The 24,157-nt window shown below is 65.2% G+C and carries 14 protein-coding genes; 9 read left to right on the forward strand and 5 right to left on the reverse strand.

Annotated elements, in window-relative coordinates; genetic code table 11:
* The first annotated feature begins 127 nt into the window (after nt 1-127).
* The gene (locus ACWKWX_RS05585) at nt 128-2,818 is read left to right on the forward strand and encodes a sensor domain-containing phosphodiesterase (protein WP_473005166.1); all 2,691 of its coding nucleotides are present in this window, start codon (nt 128-130) and stop codon (nt 2,816-2,818) included.
* 85 nt (nt 2,819-2,903) lie between these two features.
* Entirely contained in the window at nt 2,904-3,563 is a 660-nt protein-coding gene (gene msrA / locus ACWKWX_RS05590; RefSeq protein ID WP_476294813.1) for a peptide-methionine (S)-S-oxide reductase MsrA, read from the forward strand.
* 166 nt (nt 3,564-3,729) lie between these two features.
* Here the strand turns inward: msrA and ACWKWX_RS05595 are convergent, their stop codons facing one another.
* Complete coding sequence (locus tag ACWKWX_RS05595; protein ID WP_416422090.1) at nt 3,730-4,566, reverse strand: 23S rRNA (adenine(2030)-N(6))-methyltransferase RlmJ; 837 nt, start codon at nt 4,564-4,566, stop codon at nt 3,730-3,732.
* A gap of 73 nt (nt 4,567-4,639) precedes the next feature.
* Complete coding sequence (putP, locus tag ACWKWX_RS05600; protein WP_483827185.1) at nt 4,640-6,127, reverse strand: sodium/proline symporter PutP; 1,488 nt, start codon at nt 6,125-6,127, stop codon at nt 4,640-4,642.
* Between the two features lie 394 nt (nt 6,128-6,521).
* On the opposite strand from putP, the gene putA reads away from it, so the two are divergent.
* The 7 genes from putA to trxC all read left to right on the forward strand — a co-directional run bounded on the left by putA (nt 6,522) and on the right by trxC (nt 20,589).
* Nucleotides 6,522-10,475 (forward strand): trifunctional transcriptional regulator/proline dehydrogenase/L-glutamate gamma-semialdehyde dehydrogenase, encoded by a 3,954-nt coding sequence (gene putA, locus ACWKWX_RS05605; RefSeq protein ID WP_416422088.1) that lies wholly within the window; start codon nt 6,522-6,524, stop codon nt 10,473-10,475.
* Nucleotides 10,476-10,716: 241 nt separating this feature from the next.
* Nucleotides 10,717-11,172 carry a hypothetical protein gene (locus ACWKWX_RS05610; protein WP_483827186.1) on the forward strand — a complete coding sequence of 152 codons (456 nt, stop codon included), beginning with the start codon at nt 10,717-10,719 and terminating at the stop codon, nt 11,170-11,172.
* A gap of 156 nt (nt 11,173-11,328) precedes the next feature.
* Nucleotides 11,329-13,131, forward strand: a complete 1,803-nt coding sequence (locus ACWKWX_RS05615) for an acyl-CoA dehydrogenase (protein WP_483827187.1) — start codon at nt 11,329-11,331, stop codon at nt 13,129-13,131.
* Nucleotides 13,132-13,376: 245 nt separating this feature from the next.
* Complete coding sequence (locus tag ACWKWX_RS05620; protein WP_416422086.1) at nt 13,377-15,119, forward strand: potassium/proton antiporter; 1,743 nt, start codon at nt 13,377-13,379, stop codon at nt 15,117-15,119.
* Between the two features lie 38 nt (nt 15,120-15,157).
* Complete coding sequence (gene mscK, locus ACWKWX_RS05625; protein ID WP_416422085.1) at nt 15,158-18,514, forward strand: mechanosensitive channel MscK; 3,357 nt, start codon at nt 15,158-15,160, stop codon at nt 18,512-18,514.
* 57 nt (nt 18,515-18,571) lie between these two features.
* Nucleotides 18,572-20,029, forward strand: a complete 1,458-nt coding sequence (gene selO / locus ACWKWX_RS05630; protein WP_483827188.1) for a protein adenylyltransferase SelO — start codon at nt 18,572-18,574, stop codon at nt 20,027-20,029.
* Nucleotides 20,030-20,154: 125 nt separating this feature from the next.
* Nucleotides 20,155-20,589 carry a thioredoxin TrxC gene (trxC, locus tag ACWKWX_RS05635; protein WP_476294821.1) on the forward strand — a complete coding sequence of 145 codons (435 nt, stop codon included), beginning with the start codon at nt 20,155-20,157 and terminating at the stop codon, nt 20,587-20,589.
* Here the strand turns inward: trxC and ACWKWX_RS05640 are convergent.
* From ACWKWX_RS05640 to ACWKWX_RS05650, 3 genes are all read right to left on the reverse strand, one after another.
* Nucleotides 20,586-21,365, reverse strand: coding sequence for a ParA family protein (locus ACWKWX_RS05640; protein WP_416422082.1), 780 nt, complete (start codon nt 21,363-21,365; stop codon nt 20,586-20,588). The genes trxC and ACWKWX_RS05640 overlap by 4 nt on opposite strands.
* A gap of 177 nt (nt 21,366-21,542) precedes the next feature.
* Nucleotides 21,543-23,165: a methyl-accepting chemotaxis protein gene (locus ACWKWX_RS05645; protein ID WP_483827189.1), complete on the reverse strand. Its 1,623-nt coding sequence runs from the start codon at nt 23,163-23,165 to the stop codon at nt 21,543-21,545.
* A gap of 79 nt (nt 23,166-23,244) precedes the next feature.
* Complete coding sequence (locus ACWKWX_RS05650) at nt 23,245-24,138, reverse strand: LysR family transcriptional regulator (protein WP_416422081.1); 894 nt, start codon at nt 24,136-24,138, stop codon at nt 23,245-23,247.
* Between the last annotated feature and the right edge of the window lie 19 nt (nt 24,139-24,157).

Here is a 24,157-nt window from a genome sequence, read left to right on the forward strand (position 1 = left end):
TACAGGCACGGAGCCACTGTATTGCTTGTCAGCCTGAGCGCCATGATGCAACCTTGCCACATGCGCCCGGAAACCTGAGGGTTTGTACCCGCCCGCGCACGACCAGCACTCTTGAAGCGAGCTCCCCATGAAAAGCCAACCCGATGCCGCCAGCCGTATGGCGGCCGAGGTAGTGACGCAGTTACCGGTGCCTTCGCGCCTCGGTATGCTGCGTTTCGAACGGCTGAATGAAGCCAATTGGGCTCTGCTGTTCCTGGACCCCAACTGCGAGCGCCAATTTGGCCTGCCCGCGGCGGAGCTGTGCGCGCTGGTCGGTTCGCCCTACGCCAGCCTGATGGAGCCCGAGGCTCGCTACCAACTGCACGACGCCATCCAGCTGCAGCTGGCCAGCAAGCCCCATTACCTGGTGCGCTACACCCTGCACACCTCGGCAGGCCCGCTGGCGCTGCTGGAGCTGGGCGAGCCCTACAAGCAGCACAACCGCCAGCTGCTGCGCGGCTACCTGCTGGTGATCGACGACCTGCTGGGCGATCTACTACCCGGCCAGGGCGACCTGGAATCGCAGAACAACCGCCTGCAGATCGCCCTGGAGCTGAACCAGCGCGCCCAGCAAGAGCAACTGCAACACCTGGACCGCGTGCGCGCCCAGCAGGACCTGATCCTGCGCCTGGCCCGCCAGCGCTACAGCACCAACAACCCGATGCTCGAAGCGGCGCAGTTGATCACCCGCAGCGCCTGCGAAATCTACGACATCGGCGGCGCCAGCCTGTGGAACCTGAACGACCAGCGCATGGAGCCCATCGCCGCCTACGACGGCCTCAAGGGCGAATACCGCCCGTTGCAACCCATCGACGTCAGCCGCTACCCCGATTACCTGGAGGCGCTGCACACCAGCCGCGCGGTGGACGTCAACGACACCGCCTTCGACCCGCGCACCCACGAGATGGTCGAGAGCCTGCGCGCGCGCGACATCAACGCCATCCTCGACGCCAGCATCCGCATCGACGGCCAGGTGGTGGGCGTGCTGTGCCTGGAGCAGACCGGCGAAACCCGGCCCTGGCAGTCCGACGAGATCGCCTTTGCCGGCGAGCTGGCCGACCAGTTCGCCCAGGTCATCAACAACCACAACCGCCGCGCCGCCACCAGCGCCCTGCACCTGTTCCAGCGCGCGGTGGAACAGAGCGCCAACGCCTTCCTGCTGGTGAACTGCGACGGCGTGGTGGAGTACGTGAACCCAAGTTTCACCGCCATCACCCAGTACAGCACCGAAGAGGTCCACGGCCAGCGCCTGTCGCAGTTGCCGGCCCTGGAGAACCTAAGCGAAATTCTGTTCGACGCCCCCGGCAGCCTGGCCAACAGCAACAGCTGGCAGGGCGAGTTCAAGAGCCGCCGCAAGAACCTGGAACCCTACTGGGGCCAGCTGTCGATTTCCAAGGTGTACGGCGACAACCGCGAGTTGACGCATTACATCGGTATCTACGAAGACATCACCCAGAGCAAGCTGGCCCAGCAGCGCATCGAGCGCCTGGCCTACACCGACAACCTCACCAGCCTGGGCAACCGGCCGGCGTTCATCCGCAACCTGGACGAGCGCTTCGCCCGCGACAGCGACACCCCCATCAGCCTGCTGCTGGTGGACATCGACAACTTCAAGCGCATCAACGACAGCCTCGGCCACCAGACCGGCGACAAGCTGCTGATCAGCCTGGCCCGGCGCCTGCGCAACAGCCTGAGCCCCAGCGGCAGCCTGGCGCGCTTCGCCAGCAACGAGTTCGCGGTGCTGCTGGATAACACCGACCTGGAAGCCGGCCAGCAGACCGCCGTGCAGGTGCTCAAGACCCTCGACAAGCCGATGTTCGTCGACAACCAGCTGATCAACGTCACCGGCTCCGTGGGCCTGGCCTGCGCACCGCTGCACGGCCGTGACCCGCAGACCCTGATGAAGAACGCCGGCCTGGCGCTGCACAAGGCCAAGGCCAACGGCAAGCACCAGGTGCAGGTGTTCACCGAGGCGCTGAACGCCGAGGCCAGCTACAAGCTGTTCGTGGAAAACAACCTGCGCCGCGCCCTGACCCAGAACGAGCTGGAGGTGTTCTACCAGCCCAAGCTGTGCCTGCGCACCGGGCGCCTGCTGGGCATGGAGGCGCTGCTGCGCTGGAACCATCCGGAAAAGGGCATGATCCGCCCCGACCAGTTCATCAGCGTGGCTGAAGAAACCGGCCTGATCATCCCCATCGGCAAATGGATCGCGCGCCAGGCCTGCCGCATGACCAAGAGCCTGATCGCCGCCGGGCTAGGCCGCCTGCAGGTGGCCATCAACCTGTCGCCCAAGCAGTTCTCCGACCCGGACCTGGTGGCGTCCATCGCCCACATCCTCAAGGACGAAGACCTGGACCCGGCGCTGCTGGAGCTGGAACTCACCGAAGGCCTGCTGCTGGAAGCCACCGACGACACCCACCAGCAGCTGGACCAGCTGAAGGCGCTGGGCCTGACCCTGGCCATGGACGATTTCGGCACCGGTTATTCGTCGCTCAGCTACCTGAAGAAATTCCCGATCGACATTCTCAAGATCGACCGCAGCTTCATCCACGAGATTCCCGACAACCAGGACGACATGGAGATCACCTCGGCGGTGATCGCCATGGCCCACAACCTCAAGCTCAAGGTGGTGGCCGAAGGCATCGAGACCGCCGAGCAGCTGAATTTCCTGCGCCGCCACCGCTGCGACGTGGGCCAGGGCTACCTGTTCGACCGCCCTATTCCCAGCCACGAGCTGCTGCGCCGCCTCAAGCGCTACCCACGCGGCCCCGGCGCCTGACATCGGCGCCACTCTCGGGCAAACTACCGGGCTATCAATAGATGACCACCCAGGTTATCCACACCTGCCTTCAGGGGAATGGGACATGGTTCTGCGCTCGGAGATTCTTGTGAACAAAAACGTCTTGCCCACCGCTGCCCAGGCCCTGCCTGGCCGTGAAACCGCCATGACCGTGCCCACCGAGCACTTCGTCAACGGCCGCACCCTGACCGGGCCGTTCCCGGAGGGCCTGGAAGTGGCCATCCTGGGCATGGGTTGCTTCTGGGGCGCCGAGCGCCTGCTGTGGCAACAGCCAGGCGTGTACACCACCGCCGTGGGCTACGCCGGAGGCATGACGCCCAACCCTACTTATGAAGAAACCTGCTCGGGCCTGACCGGCCACAGCGAAGTGGTGCTGGTGGTGTTCGATCCAAAGGAAACCAGCTACGAGGCACTGCTCAAGCCGTTCTGGGAATCCCACAACCCTACCCAGGGCATGCGCCAGGGCGGCGACATCGGCACCCAATACCGCTCGGTGATCTTTGCCACCACGGCTGAGCAGCTGGCTGCGGCCGAGGCCAGCAAGGCCGCGTACCAAGAGGAACTGACCAAGGCCGGCGAAGGTGAGATCACCACTGAAATCGCCGAAGCGCCGACCTTCTACTACGCCGAGGCGTACCACCAGCAGTACCTGGCCAAGAACCCCGAGGGTTACTGCGGCCTGGGTGGCACCGGCGTGTGCATGCCGCCTTGGTTGAACCGCTAACTACGCCTATTGCGTAGCCGCTGCCGCCAGGCTGCGCTGGCCCTATGCCCCACTGGAAACCTCCAGTGTTCACACCGGCCAGCGCAGCCTTCGGCAGCGGCTACGATCTCGGGGCCCGGCACCTCTGTAGCAGCGGCCGCAAGGCCGCGTCACAGGCGCCGCCGAATCACTCGGCGATCAGCCAGTCCATCTGCCAGCTGCCCTGGGTCTGGCCCAGCTTCTCGGCCAGCCACGGCAGCAGCTCGCGCAGTTCCTCTTCCAGGCCCCACGGCGGGTTGGCGATGGCCAAGCCCGAACCGTTCAGGCTCTGCGGCGTATCCACCGGGTGCACCAGCAGCTCCACGCGCAACAACTTTGGCGCGCCGCTGCCGGCCAGGTCCTGGTAGAAGCGCTTCAGCGCACGCTGGTCCTTCACCGGGTACCAGATGGCTGCCACGGTCTGGCGCATGCGCCCTACCGCCTCTTTCAGCGCCTTGGCGCAACGCTGCATCTCGTCCAGCTGCTCGAACGGCGGGTCGATGAGCATCACCGCGCGCTTTTCCGGCACCGGCAGCAGGGCCCGCGGCACGTGCCAGCCCTCGCCCAGGTGCACGGCCACGCGGCGGTCGCCCTTCATGTTGTCTTTCAGCAGCAGGCCGTCGGCCGGGTGCTTCTCGTTGAGCTGCACGCGGTCCTGCGGGCGGGTCAGGCGGCGGGCCACCTCGGGCGAACCGGGGTAGTAGCGCAGCTCACCGTCGGGGTTCATGTCGCGCACCAGGCCCATGTAGTCGGCGGTCAGCGCCGGCAGGTCATCGGCCTGCCACAGGCGGGCGATGCCTTCCAGGAACTCGCCGGTACGGCTGGCCTGGTCGCCACGCAGGTCGTACAGACCAATGCCGGCGTGGGTGTCCAGGTAGGCAAAGGGCTGCTCCTTGCGCGACATCAGCGCAAGCAGGCGGCTCAAGACCAGGTGTTTGAAGACGTCGGCGTGGTTGCCGGCGTGATAGGCGTGACGATAGTTCATGGCAACTCCTGCAAGGCCCGGGAGTTTACCTCGGGGCGGCCCTGCAACCCAAGGCTGCAGGGCCGCGATCCGATCATTTGCCGGCGTGGTAAGCCGCGCTGGAGGCGTCGAAACGGTCACGCGCCGCCAGCGACGGCGCCTTGCCGAGCACGCTGACCAGCCAGATGGCCAGGGTAGCGAAGGCAAAGCCGGGGATGATCTCGTACAGCGGCACCGGGCTGAACTGCTTCCACAGCACCACCGTTGCCGCGCCCACGACGATACCGGCCAGGGCGCCATTGCGGGTCATGCCCCGCCACAGTACCGACAGCAGCACCACCGGCCCGAACGCCGCGCCAAAGCCGGCCCAGGCGTAGCTGACCAGGCCCAGCACGCGGTTCTCCGGGTTGGCGGCCATGGCAATGGCCACCAGCGCCACCAGCAGCACCATGCCGCGCCCCACCCACACCAGTTCGCGCTGGCCGGCCGCCTTGCGCAGGAAGGCCTTGTAGAAGTCTTCGGTCAGGGCACTGGAGCACACCAGCAGCTGGCAGCTCAGGGTGCTCATTACCGCCGCCAGGATGGCCGACAGCAGCACGCCGGCCACCCAGGGATTGAACAGCAGCTTCGCCAGTTCGATGAACACCCGCTCGTGGTTGTCGCTGACCGGCCCGGCCAGCTCCGGGTGCGCGGCGAAATAGGCGATACCGAAGAAGCCCACGGCCACAGTGCCGCCCAGGCACAGGATCATCCAGGTCATGGAAATGCGCCGGGCCTTGGCGATGGATTTCACCGAATCGGCCGCCATGAACCGCGCCAGGATGTGCGGCTGGCCGAAATAGCCCAGGCCCCAGCCCAGCAGCGAGACGATGCCGATGAAGCTGGTATTGCGCAGCATGTCGAAGTGCGCCGGGTCCTGGGCGGCAATGGCCAGGAAGGTGGTATCGACGCCGCCGGTGGCCAGCACCACGACGATGGGCGTGAGGATTAGGGCGAAGATCATCAGCGTCGCCTGCACGGTGTCGGTCCAGCTCACCGCCAGGAAGCCACCGACGAAGGTGTAGGCAATGGTCGCCGCCGCGCCGGCCCACAGGGCGGTTTCGTAGCTCATGCCGAAGGTGCTTTCGAACAGCCGCGCGCCGGCGACGATGCCCGAGGCGCAGTAGATGGTAAAGAACATCAGGATCACCACCGCCGAGATCACTCGCAGCAGGCCGCTGCGGTCCTCGAAGCGGCTGGCGAAGTAGTCCGGCAGGGTCAGGGCGTCGCCGCAGTGCTCGGTTTGCACCCGCAGGCGGCCAGCCACGAACAGCCAGTTGAGGTAGGCGCCGACGATCAGGCCAATGGCGATCCAGCTTTCCGACAGCCCGGATAGGTAGACCGCGCCAGGCAGGCCCATCAGCAGCCAGCCGCTCATGTCCGAGGCGCCGGCCGACAGCGCCGTGACCACGCTGCCCAGGCTGCGCCCGCCCAGGATGTAGTCGGAGAGGTTGTTGGTGGCGCGGTAGGCCATGAAGCCGATCAGCACCATGGCGAGGATATAGACCACGAACGTGATCAAGGTGGGGTTGCTCGCACCCATCGGGGAAACTTCCTTTTAGTTGTTGTTATGTAGCAACCACCGGGTTGCACCTTTTTGCACGAAGGCTGATGCCCCGGGAAAGGGTTGCACCAACGAAGTGCATTTTGGTGCGATCAGCGGACAGGGCGCAACCGAAATGGCCTGCAAGTTGCACCTTGTTACACAACAGCCGGCTGCCGCCCGCAAAGCCTTGCTTCTGCTTCCTTTGGGAGCATTGGGCGCGCGCCGCGCACTGCCGTTGTGCAGATTCGCCACACAAAAAAAGCAAGTCGATGACAGGTGCAACTTTTCATCGAAATACGGGTTGCACCTAGTTGCACCCTACCGTGAGCAACGGCTAATCTTGCCGCCGGCTTTATTGCCACACCTACGTGGCCTTGATGAGGACAAGAAATTGGCGACGACCACCCTGGGGGTCAAACTTGACGACCCTACCCGCGAGCGACTGAAATCAGCTGCGCAGTCCATCGACCGCACCCCGCACTGGTTGATCAAGCAGGCGATTTTCAATTACCTGGAAAAGCTCGAGGGTGGCGCCACCCTGCCTGAACTCAACGGCCAGCCACACTCGGCCAACGACGACGCCGGCGACCTGCAGGCCGACCACGCCCACCAGTGCTTCCTGGAGTTTGCCGAGAGCATCCTGCCGCAATCGGTGCTGCGCGCGGCCATCACCGGCGCCTACCGCCGCCCCGAGCCGGAAGTGGTGCCGATGCTGCTGGAGCAGGCGCGCCTGCCCGCCGCCATGGCCGAGGCCACCAACAAGCTGGCTGCCGGCATCGCCGAAAAACTGCGCAACCAGAAAAGCGCCGGCGGCCGTGCCGGCATCGTCCAGGGCCTGCTGCAGGAATTCTCCCTGAGCTCCCAGGAAGGCGTGGCGCTGATGTGCCTGGCCGAAGCGCTGTTGCGCATCCCCGACAAGGGCACCCGCGACGCGCTGATCCGCGACAAGATCAGCAACGGCAACTGGCAGCCGCACCTGGGCAACAGCCCGTCGCTGTTCGTCAACGCCGCCACCTGGGGCCTGCTGCTGACCGGCAAGCTGGTGTCCACGCACAACGAAGCGGGCCTGACCTCGTCCCTGAGCCGCATCATCGGCAAGAGCGGCGAGCCGATGATCCGCAAGGGCGTCGACATGGCCATGCGCCTGATGGGCGAGCAGTTCGTCACCGGCGAGACCATCGCCGAAGCCCTGGCCAACGCCAGCAAGTTCGAAGCCAAGGGCTTCCGCTACTCCTACGACATGCTGGGTGAAGCCGCGCTCACCGAGCACGACGCGCAAAAGTACCTGGCGTCCTACGAGCAGGCCATCCACTCCATCGGCAAGGCCTCCCACGGCCGCGGCATCTATGAAGGCCCGGGCATCTCCATCAAGCTGTCGGCGCTGCACCCGCGCTACAGCCGCGCCCAGTACGAGCGCGTGATGGACGAGCTGTACCCGCGCCTGCTGTCGCTGACCCTGCTGGCCAAGCAATACGACATCGGCCTGAACATCGACGCCGAGGAAGCCGACCGCCTGGAGCTGTCCCTGGACCTGCTCGAGCGCCTGTGCTTCGAACCGCAGCTGACTGGCTGGAACGGCATCGGCTTCGTGATCCAGGCCTACCAGAAGCGTTGCCCGTACGTGATCGACTACGTCATCGACCTGGCGCGCCGCAGCCGCCACCGCCTGATGATCCGCCTGGTGAAGGGCGCCTACTGGGACAGCGAAATCAAGCGCGCCCAGGTGGAAGGCCTGGAAGGCTACCCTGTGTACACCCGCAAGGTGTACACCGACGTGTCCTACATCGCCTGCGCACGCAAGCTGCTGTCGGTGCCGGAAGTCATCTACCCGCAATTCGCCACGCACAACGCCCACACCCTGTCGGCCATTTACCACATCGCTGGTCAGAACTATTACCCCGGCCAGTACGAGTTCCAGTGCCTGCACGGCATGGGCGAACCGCTGTACGAACAGGTGGTAGGCAAGGTCGCCGATGGCAAGCTGAACCGTCCGTGCCGCGTGTACGCACCGGTCGGCACCCACGAAACGCTGCTGGCCTACCTGGTACGCCGCCTGCTGGAAAACGGCGCCAACACCTCGTTCGTCAACCGCATTGCCGACACCTCCATTTCCATCCAGGAACTGGTGGCCGACCCGGTCAGCACCATCGAACGCATGGCCACCCAGGAAGGCACCACCGGCCTGCCGCACCCGCGCATTCCGCTGCCGCGTGACCTGTATGGCAGCGAACGCGCCAACTCGGCCGGCATCGACATGGCCAACGAACACCGCCTGGCGTCGCTGTCGTGCGCGCTGCTGAGCACCGCCCACACCGACTGGAAAGCCGCGCCCATGCTGGGCTGCGACGCCAGCACCGAAGTGGCCCAGGCAGTGCTGAACCCGTCCGACCACCGCGACGTGGTCGGCCACGTGCAGGAAGCCACCGTCGCCGACGTCGACAACGCCATTCTGTGCGCCATGAGCAACGGCCCGATCTGGCAGGCCACCCCGCCGGCCGAGCGCGCCGCCATCCTGGAACGCGCCGCCGACCTGATGGAGGCCGAGATCCAGCCGCTGATGGGCCTGCTGGCCCGCGAAGCCGGCAAGACCTTCGCCAACGCCATCGCTGAGGTGCGCGAGGCCGTGGATTTCCTGCGCTACTACGCGGTGCAGGCCCGCAACGATTTCAGCAACGACGCCCACCGCCCCCTGGGCCCGGTGGTGTGCATCAGCCCGTGGAACTTCCCGCTGGCGATCTTCACCGGCCAGGTAGCCGCGGCGCTGGCCGCCGGCAACCCGGTGCTGGCCAAGCCGGCCGAACAGACCCCGCTGGTGGCAGCCCAGGCCGTGCGCCTGCTGCTGGAAGCCGGCATCCCCGAGGGCGTGGTGCAACTGCTGCCGGGCCGCGGCGAAACCGTGGGTGCGCGCCTGGTAGGTGACGAGCGCGTGAAAGGCGTGATGTTCACCGGCTCCACCGAGGTGGCGCGCCTGCTGCAACGCAACATCGCCGGGCGCCTGGACAGCCAGGGCCGGCCGATCCCGCTGATCGCCGAAACCGGCGGCCAGAACGCGATGATCGTCGATTCCTCGGCGCTCACCGAGCAGGTTGTCATCGACGTGGTGTCATCGGCCTTCGACTCCGCCGGCCAGCGCTGCTCGGCCCTGCGCGTGCTGTGCCTGCAGGAAGACTCCGCCGACCGCGTGATCGAAATGCTCAAGGGCGCCATGGCCGAATCGCGCCTGGGCAACCCCGAGCGCCTGTCCGTGGACATCGGCCCGGTGATCGACGCCGAAGCCAAGGCCGGCATCGAGAAGCACATCCAGGGCATGCGCGACAAAGGCCGCGCCGTGTACCAGGTGGCCATCGCCGACGCCGAGGAAGTGAAGCGCGGCACCTTCGTGATGCCAACGCTGATCGAACTGGACAGCTTCGACGAGCTGCAACGCGAAATCTTCGGCCCGGTGCTGCACGTGGTGCGCTACAGCCGCAAGAACCTCGACCAGCTGATCGAGCAGATCAACGCCTCCGGCTACGGCCTGACCCTGGGCGTGCACACCCGCATCGACGAGACCATCGCCAAGGTCATCGATAACGTCAACGCCGGTAACGTCTACGTCAACCGCAACATCGTCGGCGCCGTGGTGGGCGTGCAGCCGTTCGGCGGCGAAGGCCTGTCGGGCACCGGCCCGAAAGCCGGCGGCCCGCTGTACCTGTACCGCCTGCTGTCCACCCGCCCTGAAGGCGCCATCGAGCACACCTTCAAGCGCGCCGACAGCGAAGCCGCCCCCGACGTGCGCCTGCGCGACGCCATGGCCAAGCCGTTGCAAGCCCTGCAAGCCTGGGCCGGCAGCAACCAGCACGCGGAACTGGCCACCCTGTGCGGCCAATTCGCCCAGCAGTCGCAAAGCGGCGTGACCCGCCAGCTGACAGGCCCTACCGGCGAGCGCAACAGCTACAGCATCCTGCCGCGCGAACACGTGCTGTGCCTGGCCGACCAGGAAGCCGACCTGCTGGTGCAACTGGCCGCCGCCCTGGCCGTGGGCAGCACCGCCGTATGGCCGGAAGGCGAGATCGCCAAACCGCTGCGCGCGCGCCTGCCGAAGGAAGTACAGGCCCGCATCCAGCTGGTGCCGGAGTGGACCAAGGATGAAGTGGTGTTCGACGCCGTCATCCACCACGGCGACTCCGACCAACTGCGCGCGGTGTGCCAGCAAGTGGCCAAGCGTGCCGGCGCCATCGTTGGCGTGCAGGGGCTGTCCCACGGCGAAAGCAACATCGCCCTGGAGCGGCTGGTGATCGAACGTGCGTTGAGCGTGAACACCGCTGCGGCGGGGGGGAATGCCAGCTTGATGACCATCGGCTGATAGCTGCAACAAAAAAAAGGCGCTCTTATGGGCGCCTTTTTTATGCACCAAATATTATAAACCGACCTCACCGCCCCCACATGAGAAACAGACTTCACCGAACAATCTCATACACCCACGCAACACGATAAACACCGTAGTTATTGGTTATTTATGTACAATCATTTTCCTTCCTCAACAATGAAATTTCGCGTTACCTTGTACTCCCGGCCGAGAGCCGAACAGTATCAGGAGAAGTAACATGGCAACTCCCACACTTCATCCCCTGGCCATCGGCCTGTATCCCACAGTCTTGGGGGCTAACCCGCCACCGCCAGCCTGGGCTCCCCTCCCACCCGCACAGCCTTTCTTGGCAGAGCAGGCAGCAGTGTTCACAGCCCTACAGGAAATTATCGTTACAAACTTGTCAGGATTAGCAGTTAATGGCGACCCGACAAAACTACAGACGCCTGGATACCAACATGTTTCCAACACATACTTCAATCCACCGCTACCCGGCAAAAGCATTCTAGAGTTTGACGTCACCCTCAAGATTTCCGCGTTCCCTTTTTCAATTCCTTTCGCTAATACGCTGGCCGCAGCAGTCACACAGCCCCTGGCCATATCTGCGTTGATTGCAGGCGCAACCACCAAATTCACTTTCATTACCAGCGGCTATATCTTTGAGCTTGAACTAACCGTTACAAAATTCCAATAAAGTAAAGCAAAAGCTCAAGGCGACCAGATACCGCGCCGCTTGGGACGCGGCCTGGCGGCCGCTGCTACAGGGCTTGCATCATCACTGTTGTCTATCTTGCTGTTCCTGCCCCCACCTCGCTTCTACACTCGGCGCATCAAATAAAAGGATGCCGCCATGTCCGAGACCCTCCTCAGCGCCCGCAACCTGGCTTTCGAGCTGTACGAAGTGCTGGACGCCGAAAGCCTCACCCAGCGCGAGCGCTTCGCCGAGCACAACCGCGAGACCTTCGACGCCGCCATCAGCACCGCGCGCAGCATCGCCGAGAAGTATTTTGCGCCGCATAACCGCAAGGCCGACGAGAACGAGCCGCGCTATGAAAATGGCGCCGCGGTGCTGATCCCGGAAGTGAAGCCTGCGGTGGATGCGTTCCTGCAGGCCGGCTTCCTCAACGCCGCCCGTGCGTTCGAGGACGGCGGCATGCAGCTGCCGACCCTGCTGTCGCAAGCCTGCTTCGCGCATTTCCAGGCCGCCAACGCCGGCAGTACCTCGTACCCGTTCCTGACCATGGGCGCCGCCAACCTGATCGAGAGCTTCGGCAGCGACGAGCAGAAGCGCCGCTTCCTGCAACCGATGATCGACGGGCGTTTCTTCGGCACCATGGCGCTCACCGAGCCGCACGCCGGCTCGTCGCTGTCGGACATCCGTACCCGTGCGGAGCCTGCCGCCGACGGCAGCTACCGCCTCAAGGGCAACAAGATCTTCATTTCCGGCGGCGATCACCCGCTGTCCGAGAACATCGTGCACCTGGTGCTGGCCAAGCTGCCGGACGCGCCGCCGGGGGTGAAGGGTATTTCGCTGTTCATCGTGCCCAAGTTCCTGGTCAACGACGACGGCAGCCTGGGCCCGCGCAACGACGTGCTGCTGGCCGGGCTGTTCCACAAGATGGGCTGGCGCGGCACCACCTCCACGGCGCTGAACTTCGGCGATAACGGCAACTGCGTCGGCTACCTGGTGGGCAAACCGCACCAGGGCCTGAGCTACATGTTTCAGATGATGAACGAGGCACGCATCGGCGTCGGCATGGGCGCGGTGATGCTGGGCTACGCAGGCTACCTGTATTCCCTGGACTATGCCCGCGAACGGCCCCAGGGCCGCTTGCCCGATGCCAAGGACCCGACCACCGCGCCGGTGGCGATCATCAACCACGCCGACGTGCGGCGCATGCTGCTGACCCAGAAAGCCTACGTGGAAGGCGCCTTCGACTTGGGCCTGTACGCCGCGCGGCTGTTCGACGACACCCTGACCGGCGAGAGCGACGAGGTGCGCCGCCAGGCCCACGAGCTGCTGGACCTGCTGACGCCTATCGTCAAATCCTGGCCGTCGGAGTTCTGCCTGAAGGCCAACGAGCTGGCGATCCAGATCCTCGGCGGCCACGGCTACACCCGCGAATACCCGGTGGAACAGTACTACCGCGACAACCGCCTGAACCCGATCCACGAAGGCACCCATGGCATCCAGTCGCTGGACCTGCTGGGCCGCAAGCTGGCACAGAACGGCGGCGCCGGGCTCAAGCAGTTGATGCGCCTGATCAGCCAGACCTGCGAGCGCGCCCAGGCGCATGACTCGCTGAGCGCCCTGCGCCAGCCGCTGGAAACCATGTTGACCGCGCTGCAAGGCGTGACCCTGGGGCTGCTGGGCGATTTGGCCAAGGGGCAGGTCACCGGCACCCTGGCGAACTCGGCGCTTTATTTGAAGGTGTTCGGCCATACGGTGATTGGCTGGCGCTGGCTGGAGCAGGCGATTCGCGCGCAGGAGGGGCTGGACCAGGGCAACGCCGTGGATCGCGAGTTCTACCAGGGCAAGCTGCAGGCAGCGCGGTATTTCCTGACGTGGGAGCTGCCGGCCTGTCATCACGACCTGCATCTGTTGCAGAGCCGAGACGATACCTGCCTGGGGATGGCTGACAGTTGGTTTTAGGCGCGCGATCGATGACGCAGCCTTCGGCAGCTGCTACGGGGCCGCGCGCACCCCGCTGATCGCGATGCAGGCGACGCGATCGACGAGGTACACGGGGCCCTCGTAGCAGCGGCCGCAGGCCGCGTCACGGCCACCAAAATACGAACCTTTTTGACATGGGTACATTTGCACAGGTTAGAATCCCTTGGCACGCAGCCTGCATGATGCAGGCTGTTTCGCCACCTCAGTTTTAGGGAGTACTGCCTTTGAATGCGACGACCATCAACAGCCTGTTCTTGATCGGCGCGTTGCTGGTAGGTGCTAGCATTCTGGTCAGTTCCCTCTCCTCGCGCCTGGGCATCCCGATTCTGGTGATCATCCTGGCGGTGGGTATGACCGCCGGCGTCGACGGCGGCGGTATCATCTTCGACAACTACCCCACGGCCTACCTGGTCGGCAACCTGGCACTGGCGGTGATCCTGCTGGACGGCGGCCTGCGCACGCGGGTGGCGAGTTTCCGCGTGGCGCTGTGGCCGGCGCTGTCGCTGGCCACGGTGGGGGTGCTGATCACCACCGGCCTGACCGGCATGATGGCCGCCTGGCTGTTCAACCTGAACATCATCCAGGGCCTGCTGATCGGCGCCATCGTCGGTTCCACGGATGCTGCGGCGGTGTTCTCGCTGCTGGGCGGCAAGGGCCTGAACGAGCGGGTAACGGCGAGCCTTGAGATCGAATCGGGCAGCAACGACCCCATGGCGGTGTTCCTTACCGTGACCCTGATCGACATGCTCGCCAGCCACCAGACCGGCCTGCACTGGAGCCTGCTGGGCCACCTGGTGCAGGAATTCGGCATCGGCGCGGTCATCGGCCTGGGCGGCGGCTGGGTGATGCTGCAGCTGGTAAACCGCATCAACCTGGCCGGCGGCCTGTACCCGATCCTGGTGGTCGCTGGCGGCCTGGTGGTGTTCGCCCTGACCAACGCCCTGCACGGCAGCGGCTTCCTGGCCGTGTACCTGTGCGGCCTGGTGATGGGCAACAAGCCTATCCGCAGCCGCCACGGCATCCTGCACATGCTCGACGGCATGGCGTGGCTGGCGCAGATCGGCATGTTCCTGGTGCTGGGCCTGCTGGTCACGCCCCACGACCTGCTGCCCATCGCCCTGCCCGCCCTGGCGCTGGCGCTGGGCATGATCCTGGTAGCACGGCCGCTGTCGGTGTTCGTCGGCCTGCTGCCGTTCAAGGCCTTCCACGGCCGTGAGAAAGCCTTCATTTCCTGGGTAGGCCTGCGCGGCGCGGTGCCGATCATCCTGGCGGTGTTCCCGCTGATGGCCGGGCTGCCCGAGGCGCAGCTGTACTTCAACCTGGCGTTCTTCATCGTGCTGGTGTCGCTGTTGGTGCAGGGCACCAGCCTGCCGTGGGTGGCCAAGCTGCTGAAGGTCACCGTGCCGCCGGACCCGGCGCCCATTTCCCGCTCGGCGCTGGAGGTGCACGTCACCAGCGAGTGGGAGCTGTTCGTCTACAAGCTGGGCGCCGAGAAATGGTGCATCGGCTCGCCGCTGCGCGAGCTGAAAATGCCCGAGGGTACCCGTATCGCGGCCCTGTTCAGGGGGCAGGAACTGCTCCATCCGTCGGGTAGTACGGTGTTGGAAGTGGATGATTTGCTCTGTGTAATCGGCCACGAACACAATCTGCCAGCACTCGGAAAGCTGTTCAGCCAGGCGCCGCAACGGGGTCTGGATTTGCGCTTCTTCGGCGACTTCGTGCTCGAAGGGGACGCAGAACTGGGGCCTGTAGCCGCGTTGTACGGTTTGCAGCTCGACGGCCAGGACCCGCAGACGCCGCTCAGCCACTTCATCATGCAGAAGGTTGGCGGCGCGCCGGTGGTGGGCGACCACGTGGTGTGGAACAACACAATCTGGACCGTGGCCGTGATGGACGGGAACAAGATCCAGAAAGTGGGCGTCAAACTGCCCGAAGGAAGTGCGCCGGGGCCCGGACTCTTCCTCTAAACTGCCATTCTCTCTCGAGCTGTAAACGACTTTTCACTATGCCCTCACTGCGCTCATTTTTCTCCGCAGCCCTGCTTGGGCTGTGCCTGACTGTCACCGCTGTACACGCGGCCGACCCACCCACCAGCGAGTCCGTGCAGCAAAGCATCGACAAGATCGCCGACCGCAAGCTGTCGGACGCCGACCAGAAAGCCCTGCAACAGGTGCTGGAGCAGACCCTGGCGTACCTTTCCAGCCGCGACGACAGCAACAACCAGCTGCCCGCGCTGAAGAAACAGCTGACCGAAGCCCCGCAAGTGATCAGCGAGAACCAGCGCGAGCTGACCAAGCTGAAGGCCACCAAGGTGATCCCGGTCGCCCAGCGCTACGCCAACCTGTCGGTGCCGCAGCTGGAGCAGTTGCTCAACGACCGCGGCGCCCAGCAGGGTGACCTGCAGAAGCAGCTGACCGAGGCCAACAGCCTGAGCATCACCGCCCAGACCCGCCCGGAGCGGGCGCAGACCGAGATCAGCAACAGCCAGGCGCGCATCACCCAGATCAACGGCATCCTCAAGGCCGGCAAGGACAACGGCAAGGTGGTGTCCGCCGACCAGCGCAACCAGCTGCTGGCCGAGCAGGCCTCGCTGAACGCCTTGATTGCCCTGCGCCGCCAGGAGCTGGCCGGCAATACCCTGTTGCAGGACCTGGGCAACAGCCAGCACGACCTGGTGTTCGAGAAAATCTCGCGCATCAGCCAGGAAATCCAGGACCTGCAGTCGCTGATCAACGAGAAGCGCCTGGCGCAGTCGCAAGAGACGGTGACGCAGCAGTCCATCGAAGCGCAGAAGGCCGGCGGCAGCAGCGTGCTGGCCACCGAGAGCGCCACCAACCTCAAGCTGTCGGACTACCTGCTGAAAAGCACCGACCGCCTCAACGACCTGACCCAGCAGAACCTGCACACCCAGCAGCAGCTGGACAGCCTGACCCAGAGCGACCAGGCCCTGGACGAGCAGATCAACGTGCTCAAGGGCAGCCTGCTGCTGTCGAAGATCCTCTATAAGCAGAAACAGGCGCTGCCGCACCTGAAGGTGGACCGCAACCTGGCGGACGAGATCGCCGACATCCGCCTGTACCAGTTCGAGGTCAACCAGCAGCGCGAAGCCCTGAGCAGCCCCACCGCCTACGTCGACGGCCTGATCGCCGCGCAGCCGCCCGAGCAGGTCACGCCGCAACTGCGCAAGCAGTTGCTGGACCTGGCGGTCACCCGCAGCGACCTGCTGGAGCGCCTGAACCGCGAGCTGAGCGCGCTGCTCAACGAGTCCATCACCCTGCAGTTGAACCAGAAACAGCTGCTGAGCACCGCCCTGAGCCTGCGCGCCACCCTCGACGAGCAAATGTTCTGGATTCCCAGCAACAAACCGCTGGACCCCGACTGGCTGGAAAGCGCGCCGTCGCACCTGAGCAAGCAGCTGACCACCCTGCCCTGGGCCTCCAGCCTCAGCGAGCTGGCCGACGGCCTGGCGCAGCGGCCGCTGTTCTTCGTGCCGCTGTTGCTGCTGATCGGCGTGCTGCTGTGGCGCCGCAGCTACCTGCACAACCGCCTCAACCGCGTGCACAAGGACATTGGCCACTTCAAGCGTGACAGCCAGTGGCACACGCCCCAGGCGCTGCTGGTCAACGTGCTGCTGGCCATCCCCGTGGGCCTGGGGCTGGCGCTGTGCGGCCTGGCCTTGCAGATAGACGCCCGCGGCCAGAACGCCAGCCTGGGTTCGGCGCTGCTGCAAATGGCCCAGGCCTGGCTGGTGTTCTACACCGCCTACCGGATACTGGCGCCCGGCGGCGTGGCCGAGGTGCACTTCCGCTGGCAGAAGCCCCAGGTGGAGTTCCTGCGCAACTGGATCCGCCGCCTGGGCATCGTGGTCATGGCCCTGGTGGCCGTGGTGGCGGTGGCCGAGCTGCAGCCTTCGGCCCTGGCCGACGATGTCATCGGCATCGTCGTGGTGCTGACCTGCTACGCCCTGATGGCCTGGCTGCTCAGCCGCCTGCTGCTCAGCAGCCCCACCCACGGCAACACTTCGCTGTTCCGCAAGGCGGTGGGCGTGGCCTTCACGGCGCTGCCGGTGGCGTTGTTCATGGCCGTGTGCTTCGGCTACTACTACACCGCGCTGAAGCTCACCGACCGGCTGATCGACACCCTGTACCTGCTGATGCTGTGGCTGGTGATCGAAGCCGCCTTCGTCCGCGGCCTCAGCGTGGCGGCAAGGCGCCTGGCCTACCAGCGCGCCCTGAGCAAGCGCCAGGCGGCCAAGGAAAGCGGCGACGGCGAGATCCCCGTGGAAGAGCCGACCCTGGACATCGAACAGGTCAACCAGCAGTCCCTGCGCCTGATTCGCCTGGCGCTGATGGGCGTGTTCATCGCCGGGCTGTACTGGGTGTGGTCGGACCTGATCAGCGTGTTCGCCTACCTGGACAACATCACCCTCTACGAATACACCAGCGGCACCGGCGCCACCATGAGCATGGTGCCCATCAGCCTCGGCGACCTGCTGGGCGCGCTGATCATCGTCGGCATCACCGTGGCCCTGGCGGGCAACCTGCCAGGCCTGCTGGAGGTACTGGTGCTGTCGCGCCTGAACCTGGCCCAGGGCAGTGCCTACGCCACCACCACGCTGCTGTCGTACATCATCATCGGCATCGGCTTCGTCTCGTCGCTGTCGACCTTGGGCGTCAGCTGGGACAAGCTGCAGTGGCTGGTGGCGGCGCTGTCGGTAGGCCTGGGCTTCGGCATGCAGGAGATCTTCGCCAACTTCATCTCCGGCATCATGATTTTGTTCGAACGTCCGGTGCGCATCGGCGACACCATCACCATCGGCAGCCTGTCGGGCACGGTGAGCAAGATCCGCATCCGCGCCACCACCATCACCGACTTCGACCGCAAGGACATCATTGTCCCGAACAAGACGTTCATCACCGGGCAACTGATCAACTGGTCGCTGACCGACACCATCACCCGTGTCACCCTGAAGCTGGGCGTGGACTACGGCTCGGACCTGGACCTGGTGCGCGCGCTGCTGCTCAAGGGCGCCCAGGAGAACCCTCGGGTGCTCAAGGACCCAGGCCCCAGCGTGTACTTCCTCAACTTCGGCGAGAGCACCCTGGACCACGAGTTGCGCATGCACGTGCGCGACCTGGGCGACCGCAACCCGGTGCTCGACGAGATGAACCGCTACATCAACCGCGAGTTCAAGAAGAACAACATCAACATCTCGTTCCGGCAGATGGAGGTGTACCTCAAGAACACCCAAGGCCAGGAGTTCAAGATGGTGCCGATGGACAAAGTCGACGAGCAGCTGCTGCCCAACGCCCAGCCGCAGGCGAAAACCCGCCCCGAGCCGCCCGACATTCATCTGGACTGACTGGACGCCATGGCCATCCCCCAGCAGAATGCTCGGACATTCTGCTGGAGATGGCCGTTGAAAGCCCTCGACGAACTGACCTTCGACAACCGCTTCGCCCGCCTGGGCGACGCGTTCTCAACCTCGGTATTGCCCGACCCCCTCGACAATCCACGCCTGGTGGTGGCCAGTGATGCGGCCATGGCGTTGCTCGACCTGGACCCTACCGAGGCCCACTCCCCCACCTTCGCCCAGCTGTTCGGCGGCCACAAGCTGTGGGCCGACGCCGACCCGCGGGCCATGGTGTATTCGGGGCACCAGTTCGGCGGCTACAGCCCGCGCCTGGGCGATGGCCGCGGGCTGCTGCTGGGCGAGGTGTACAACGACGCCGGCCAGCACTGGGACCTGCACCTCAAGGGCGCCGGCCTGACCCCCTATTCGCGCATGGGCGACGGCCGCGCGGTGCTGCGCTCGTCGATCCGCGAGTTCCTTGCCAGCGAAGCGCTGCATGCCCTGGGCATCCCCAGCAGCCGCGCGCTGTGCGTGATCGGCTCCGACACCCCGGTATGGCGCGAAACCCAGGAGCGCGGCGCCATGCTGCTGCGCCTGGCGCCGAGCCACATACGTTTCGGCCACTTCGAATACTTCTACTACACCAAGCAGTCGGAGCAGGCCAAGGTGCTGGGCGAGCACGTGCTGGCCATGCACTTCCCCGAATGCCTGGAGCAGCCCGAGCCGTACCTGGCCATGTTCCGCAGCGTGCTGGAACGCAACGCCGAGCTGATCGCCAAGTGGCAGGCCTATGGCTTCTGCCACGGGGTGATGAACACCGACAACATGTCGATCCTGGGCATTACCTTCGACTTCGGCCCGTTCGCCTTCCTCGATGACTTCGACGCCAACTTCATCTGCAACCACTCCGATGACCAGGGCCGCTACAGCTTCAGCAACCAGGTGCCCATCGCCCACTGGAACCTCAGCGCGCTGGCCCAGGCGCTGACACCGTTCATCAGCGTCGAGGCCCTGCGCGAGACCCTGGAGCTGTTCCTGCCGCTGTACGAGGCCCACTACCTGGACCTGATGCGCCGCCGGCTGGGCTTCACCCGCGCCGAAGACGGCGACAAGGCCATGGTCGAAAGCCTGCTGCGGCTGATGCAGAACAGCGGCGTGGACTACAACCTGTTCTTCCGCCGCCTGGGCGACCAGCCAGCGGCGGCCGCCGTGGCGGTGCTGCGCGACGATTTCGTCGACCGCGAGGGCTTCGACCGTTGGGCCGCCGATTATCTGCAACGTATTGCCCGCGATGGCGACGACGCCGGGCGTACTGCGCGCATGCACGCGGTGAACCCGCTGTACGTGCTGCGCAACTACCTGGCGCAGAAAGCGATCGATGCAGCCCAGCAAGGGGATTACGAAGAAGTGCGCCGGCTGCACCAGGTGCTGACCAGGCCGTTCGAAGCGCAGGAAGGCATGGACGCCTACGCCCAGCGGCCGCCGGAATGGGGCAAGCACCTGGAAATCAGTTGCTCCTCGTGACCACCCCTACGCCCGTAGCAGCTGCCGCAGGCGGCGTCCAGCGGCGCTGCTGACGCGGCCTGTGGCCGCTGCTACGGGATTCGCTTAACGGTAGAATCTGCAAAACTGCCAAACCTGGAGCCACCATGTCCGAACCCCTGGTCATCCCCTGCCCCCACTGCAACGGCCTCAACCGCATCCCCGCCGAACGCCTGGGCGACTCGCCCAAATGCGGGCGCTGCAAGGGCCAGGTCATCCTGGCCGCACCGTTCGACCTGGCCCAAGGCGACTATGCCAGCCAGATCAAGGGCGACCTGCCGCTGTTGGTGGACGTGTGGGCGGAATGGTGCGGGCCATGCAAATCCTTCGCGCCGATCTTCCAGCAAGCCGCCGGCCAACTGAGCGGCCGCTGCCGCCTGGCCAAGCTGGACAGCGAGGCCAACCAGCAGCTGGCGGGGCAATTGAACATTCGTTCGATCCCCAGCCTGATCCTGTTCAAGCACGGTCGCGAAGTGGCGCGCCAGAGCGGCGCGTTCCCGTTGCCGCAGCTGCTGGCGTGGCTCAACAGCCAGGGCATTTAAGCCGCAGCGTTGGCTTCCAGCAGCTGGTGCAGTTCGACGAACTGCTGGGTCAGCTTGTGCCGTGGGTCAAGGTGGATCAGCGGCATGCTGGCCTGGTGTGATTCGCGCATGCGCACCGAGCTCGTCAGGTACACCGGCAGCACCGGCAGGCCTTCGGCGATCAGTTCGTCGAGCATCTGCTGGGGCAGGCTGGCGCGGGCCTGGAACTGGTTGACGACAATGCCTTCCACTTCCAGGTCTTCGTTGTGGTCGTCGCGCAGCTCGCCGATCTCGGCGATCAGGCCGTACAGCGCCTGGCGCGAGAAGGTGTCGCAGTCGAAGGGAATCAGCACGCGATCGGCGGCGATCAGCGCGGAAACCGCGTAGAAATTCAGCGCCGGCGGCGTATCGATGTAGATGCGGTCGTAGTCTTCGGCCAGCTCATCCAGCAGCTTTCGCAGCTTGTTGATCTTGTGCTTGGCTTCCAGCTTGGGCTGCAGGTCAGCCAACTCCGCCGTGGCGGTGACCACGTGCAGGTTGTCGAAGGGCGTTTCGTAGATATCCACCGTGTTCTTCTTGGCGAACGGCCCGGAGGACAGGGTCTGCTTGAAGAAGTCGGCGATGCCCATGGGGATGTCCTCGCCCGTCAACCCGGTCAGGTAATGGGTCGAATTGGCTTGTGCATCCAGGTCGATCAGCAGGGTGCGATAGCCCTCCTGGGCACTGACCGCCGCCAGGTTGCAGGCGATGCTCGATTTGCCAACGCCACCTTTCTGATTGAACACCACGCGCCGCATGGAAAACCTCCGTGTACCAGTGAATGCCCGAGTGTAGATGGCTTGGTGGCACGGCGGCCAGCACCTTTGAACGGATATCTCGCATCCCGTAGCAGCGGCCGCAGGCCGCGTCACAACCACGCTGGCGTGGTAGATCGATGGCGGACGCGGCCTGCGGCCGCTGCTACAGGGGCGAGGTCAGAGCTGGAAGCGCCCCACCATGTTCTTCAGGTCATGGGACAGGCCCGACAGCGACTGGCTGGCTTCGTCGATCTGGCCGGCGCCTTCCGAGGTCTGGATCGACAGGTCGCGGATGTTGACCAGGTTGCGGTCGATTTCGCGTGCCACCTGGGCCTGTTCTTCCGAGGCGCTGGCGATGACCATGTTGCGCTCGTGGATCAACGAGATCGCCGCGGCGATTTCGTCCAGGGCGGTACCGGCGGTCTTGGCGGTGTCCAGGGTCGACAGCGCCTGGTCGTTGTTGGCCTGCATGGTCTCGACCACCTTGGCCGTGCCCTGCTGGATGGCCGCGACCATCTGCTCGATTTCCTGGGTGGAGGTTTGCGTGCGGCCGGCCAGGGCGCGCACTTCGTCGGCCACCACGGCGAAGCCGCGGCCCGCCTCGCCGGCACGGGCGGCCTCGATGGCGGCGTTCAGCGCCAGCAGGTTGGTCTGCTCGGCCACGCCACGGATCACGTCGAGGATCTTGCCGATGTCCTGGGAGTGGGCGGCCAGTTCCTTGACCTGCTCGGAGGCGTCTTCGACGCGCTCACCCATGCGCTGGATGGCGATGATGGTGGTGTCGACGCGCTCACGGCCCAGCTGGGCGGTCTTGGTCGAGGCGCTGGACGCGTCAGCGGTGGAGACGGCGTTGCGCGCCACTTCTTCCACCGCGGCAGTCATTTCGTTGACCGCGGTGGCGGCCTGCTGGATCTCGGCGTTCTGGTTGTTCAGGTCGCCCGAGGTCTGGTTGGTGATGGCGGTCATTTCTTCCGACGCCGCCGCCAGCTGGTGCGACGAGTCGCCGATCAGGCGCAAGGTGTCGGTCAGGCTTTTCTGCATGGCCACCAGCGAGCGCAGCAGCGCGGCGGCTTCGTCTTCGCCATCGACGTTGATACGGCCAGTGAGGTCGCCCTGGGCGATTCGGCCGGCGGCGGTCACCGCTTCTTCCAGCGGCTTGACGATGCTGCGGGTCAGCATCCAGGCCAGCGCCACGGTCAGCAGGAAGACAATCACCAGCACCACGATGGTGGTCTGCATGGCGGTCTCGTAGCGGGCCTTGGCGGCGGCGGTGTACAGGCCGGATTCCTGCAGGTTGATCTTCACCAGCTCGTTGAACAGGTTGCCGGTCTGGTCGGACAGGTCTTGGATCGGGCCGTTGAGCAGCGCCAGCATGCCTTGGGTGTCGCCCTGGTCAGACAGCGCCTGGTAGCGCGACAGCTGCTCCTGATAGCGGCCCACCACGCTTTGCATCTGCGCGAACGCCGAACGGGCGGCGTCCGGCACGATCGGGGTGTAGCCCTGCAGCGCCTTGTCCAGCTCGCCGCGCAGGAAGGTCATGCGGTCCAGGGCCGGGCGCAGCTGCGCCGGGTCGCGGTTGAGCATCAGGCGGAAGGTGAGCACGCGAATGCCCAGGGAGTTGTCGCGAATGCTGCCCAACCACCGGGTGCCGGCGTGGGACACGTCCTCAGTATGAATCACGGCTTCACGCATGTGCGTGATCTGGTTCATGGAGAAGATGCCAAAGCCCAGCATCAACAGGCTGATCAGGCCGAAACTGAGGAAGGCACGGGTCGAGATGCGCAGCTGACGGACGTTCATAGGGACTCCAGGGGGATAACTCGCCCTGAAGTCATCGGCCTGGGGTGCGACAACTTGAACGGACCATTTCGACCATTTATCAAGGGCTTGATTGCCGGGTCACAATGTCCACGAACGCCTTGGCCATGGCCGAGGTGTTGGCCTTGCGCTGCACCAGCCACACCGAGGTGATGGCCTCGGGGTCGAGCAGGGTGCGGTAGACCACACCTTCGATGCGCATGGACTGGTAAGAGGCCGGCAGCACCGACACGCCCAGGCCGGCGGACACCAGGCCGATGATGGTCATGGCCTCGCCGGCCTCCTGGGCGAAGTGCGGGCTGAAGCCGGCCTGGGTCGCCAGGTTGATCAGTTGCGCATACAGGCCACTGCCGTAGCTGCGCGGGAAGAACACGAACGGCTCCTGCGCCAGGGCGTTCATGTACAGCCCCGCTTCGCTGCCCTGGGCCAGGGGGTGGTCGGCGTTGAGCACGGCCACCAGCGGTTCGCTGAACAGCTCGACCCAGGTCAGCGAGTCGGGCAACGGCAGGGGCCGTATCAGGCCCACTTCAATGGTCTCGTCCACCAGTGCCTCCGCCACGCCCACGCTGCTCATCTCTTCCAGGTTCAGGTGCACCGCCGGGAAGGCCTGGCGGAACGCGTAGATGGCCTTGGGAATGCCGGAGTTGAACGGCGCCGACGAGGTGAAGCCGATCTTCATCTCGCCCAGTTCGCCCAGCTGCGCGCGGCGCGCCACGTTGGCGGCCTTGTCCACCTGGGCCAGCACCAGCCGCGCCTCTTCCAGGAACAACCGCCCGGCCTCGCTGAGCGCCACCCGACGGTTGGTACGCTCGAACAGGCGTGCGCCCAGTTCCTGCTCCAGCGCCTGGATTTGCTGGCTCAGGGGCGGTTGCGAGATGCCCAGCACCTCGGCGGCACGGCCAAAATGCAGCTCTTGAGCCACGGCGATGAAGTAACGCAGGTGTCGCAGTTCCATGGCGGCCTCGAATAGGTCG

Source organism: Pseudomonas imperatae (assembly GCF_057128625.1).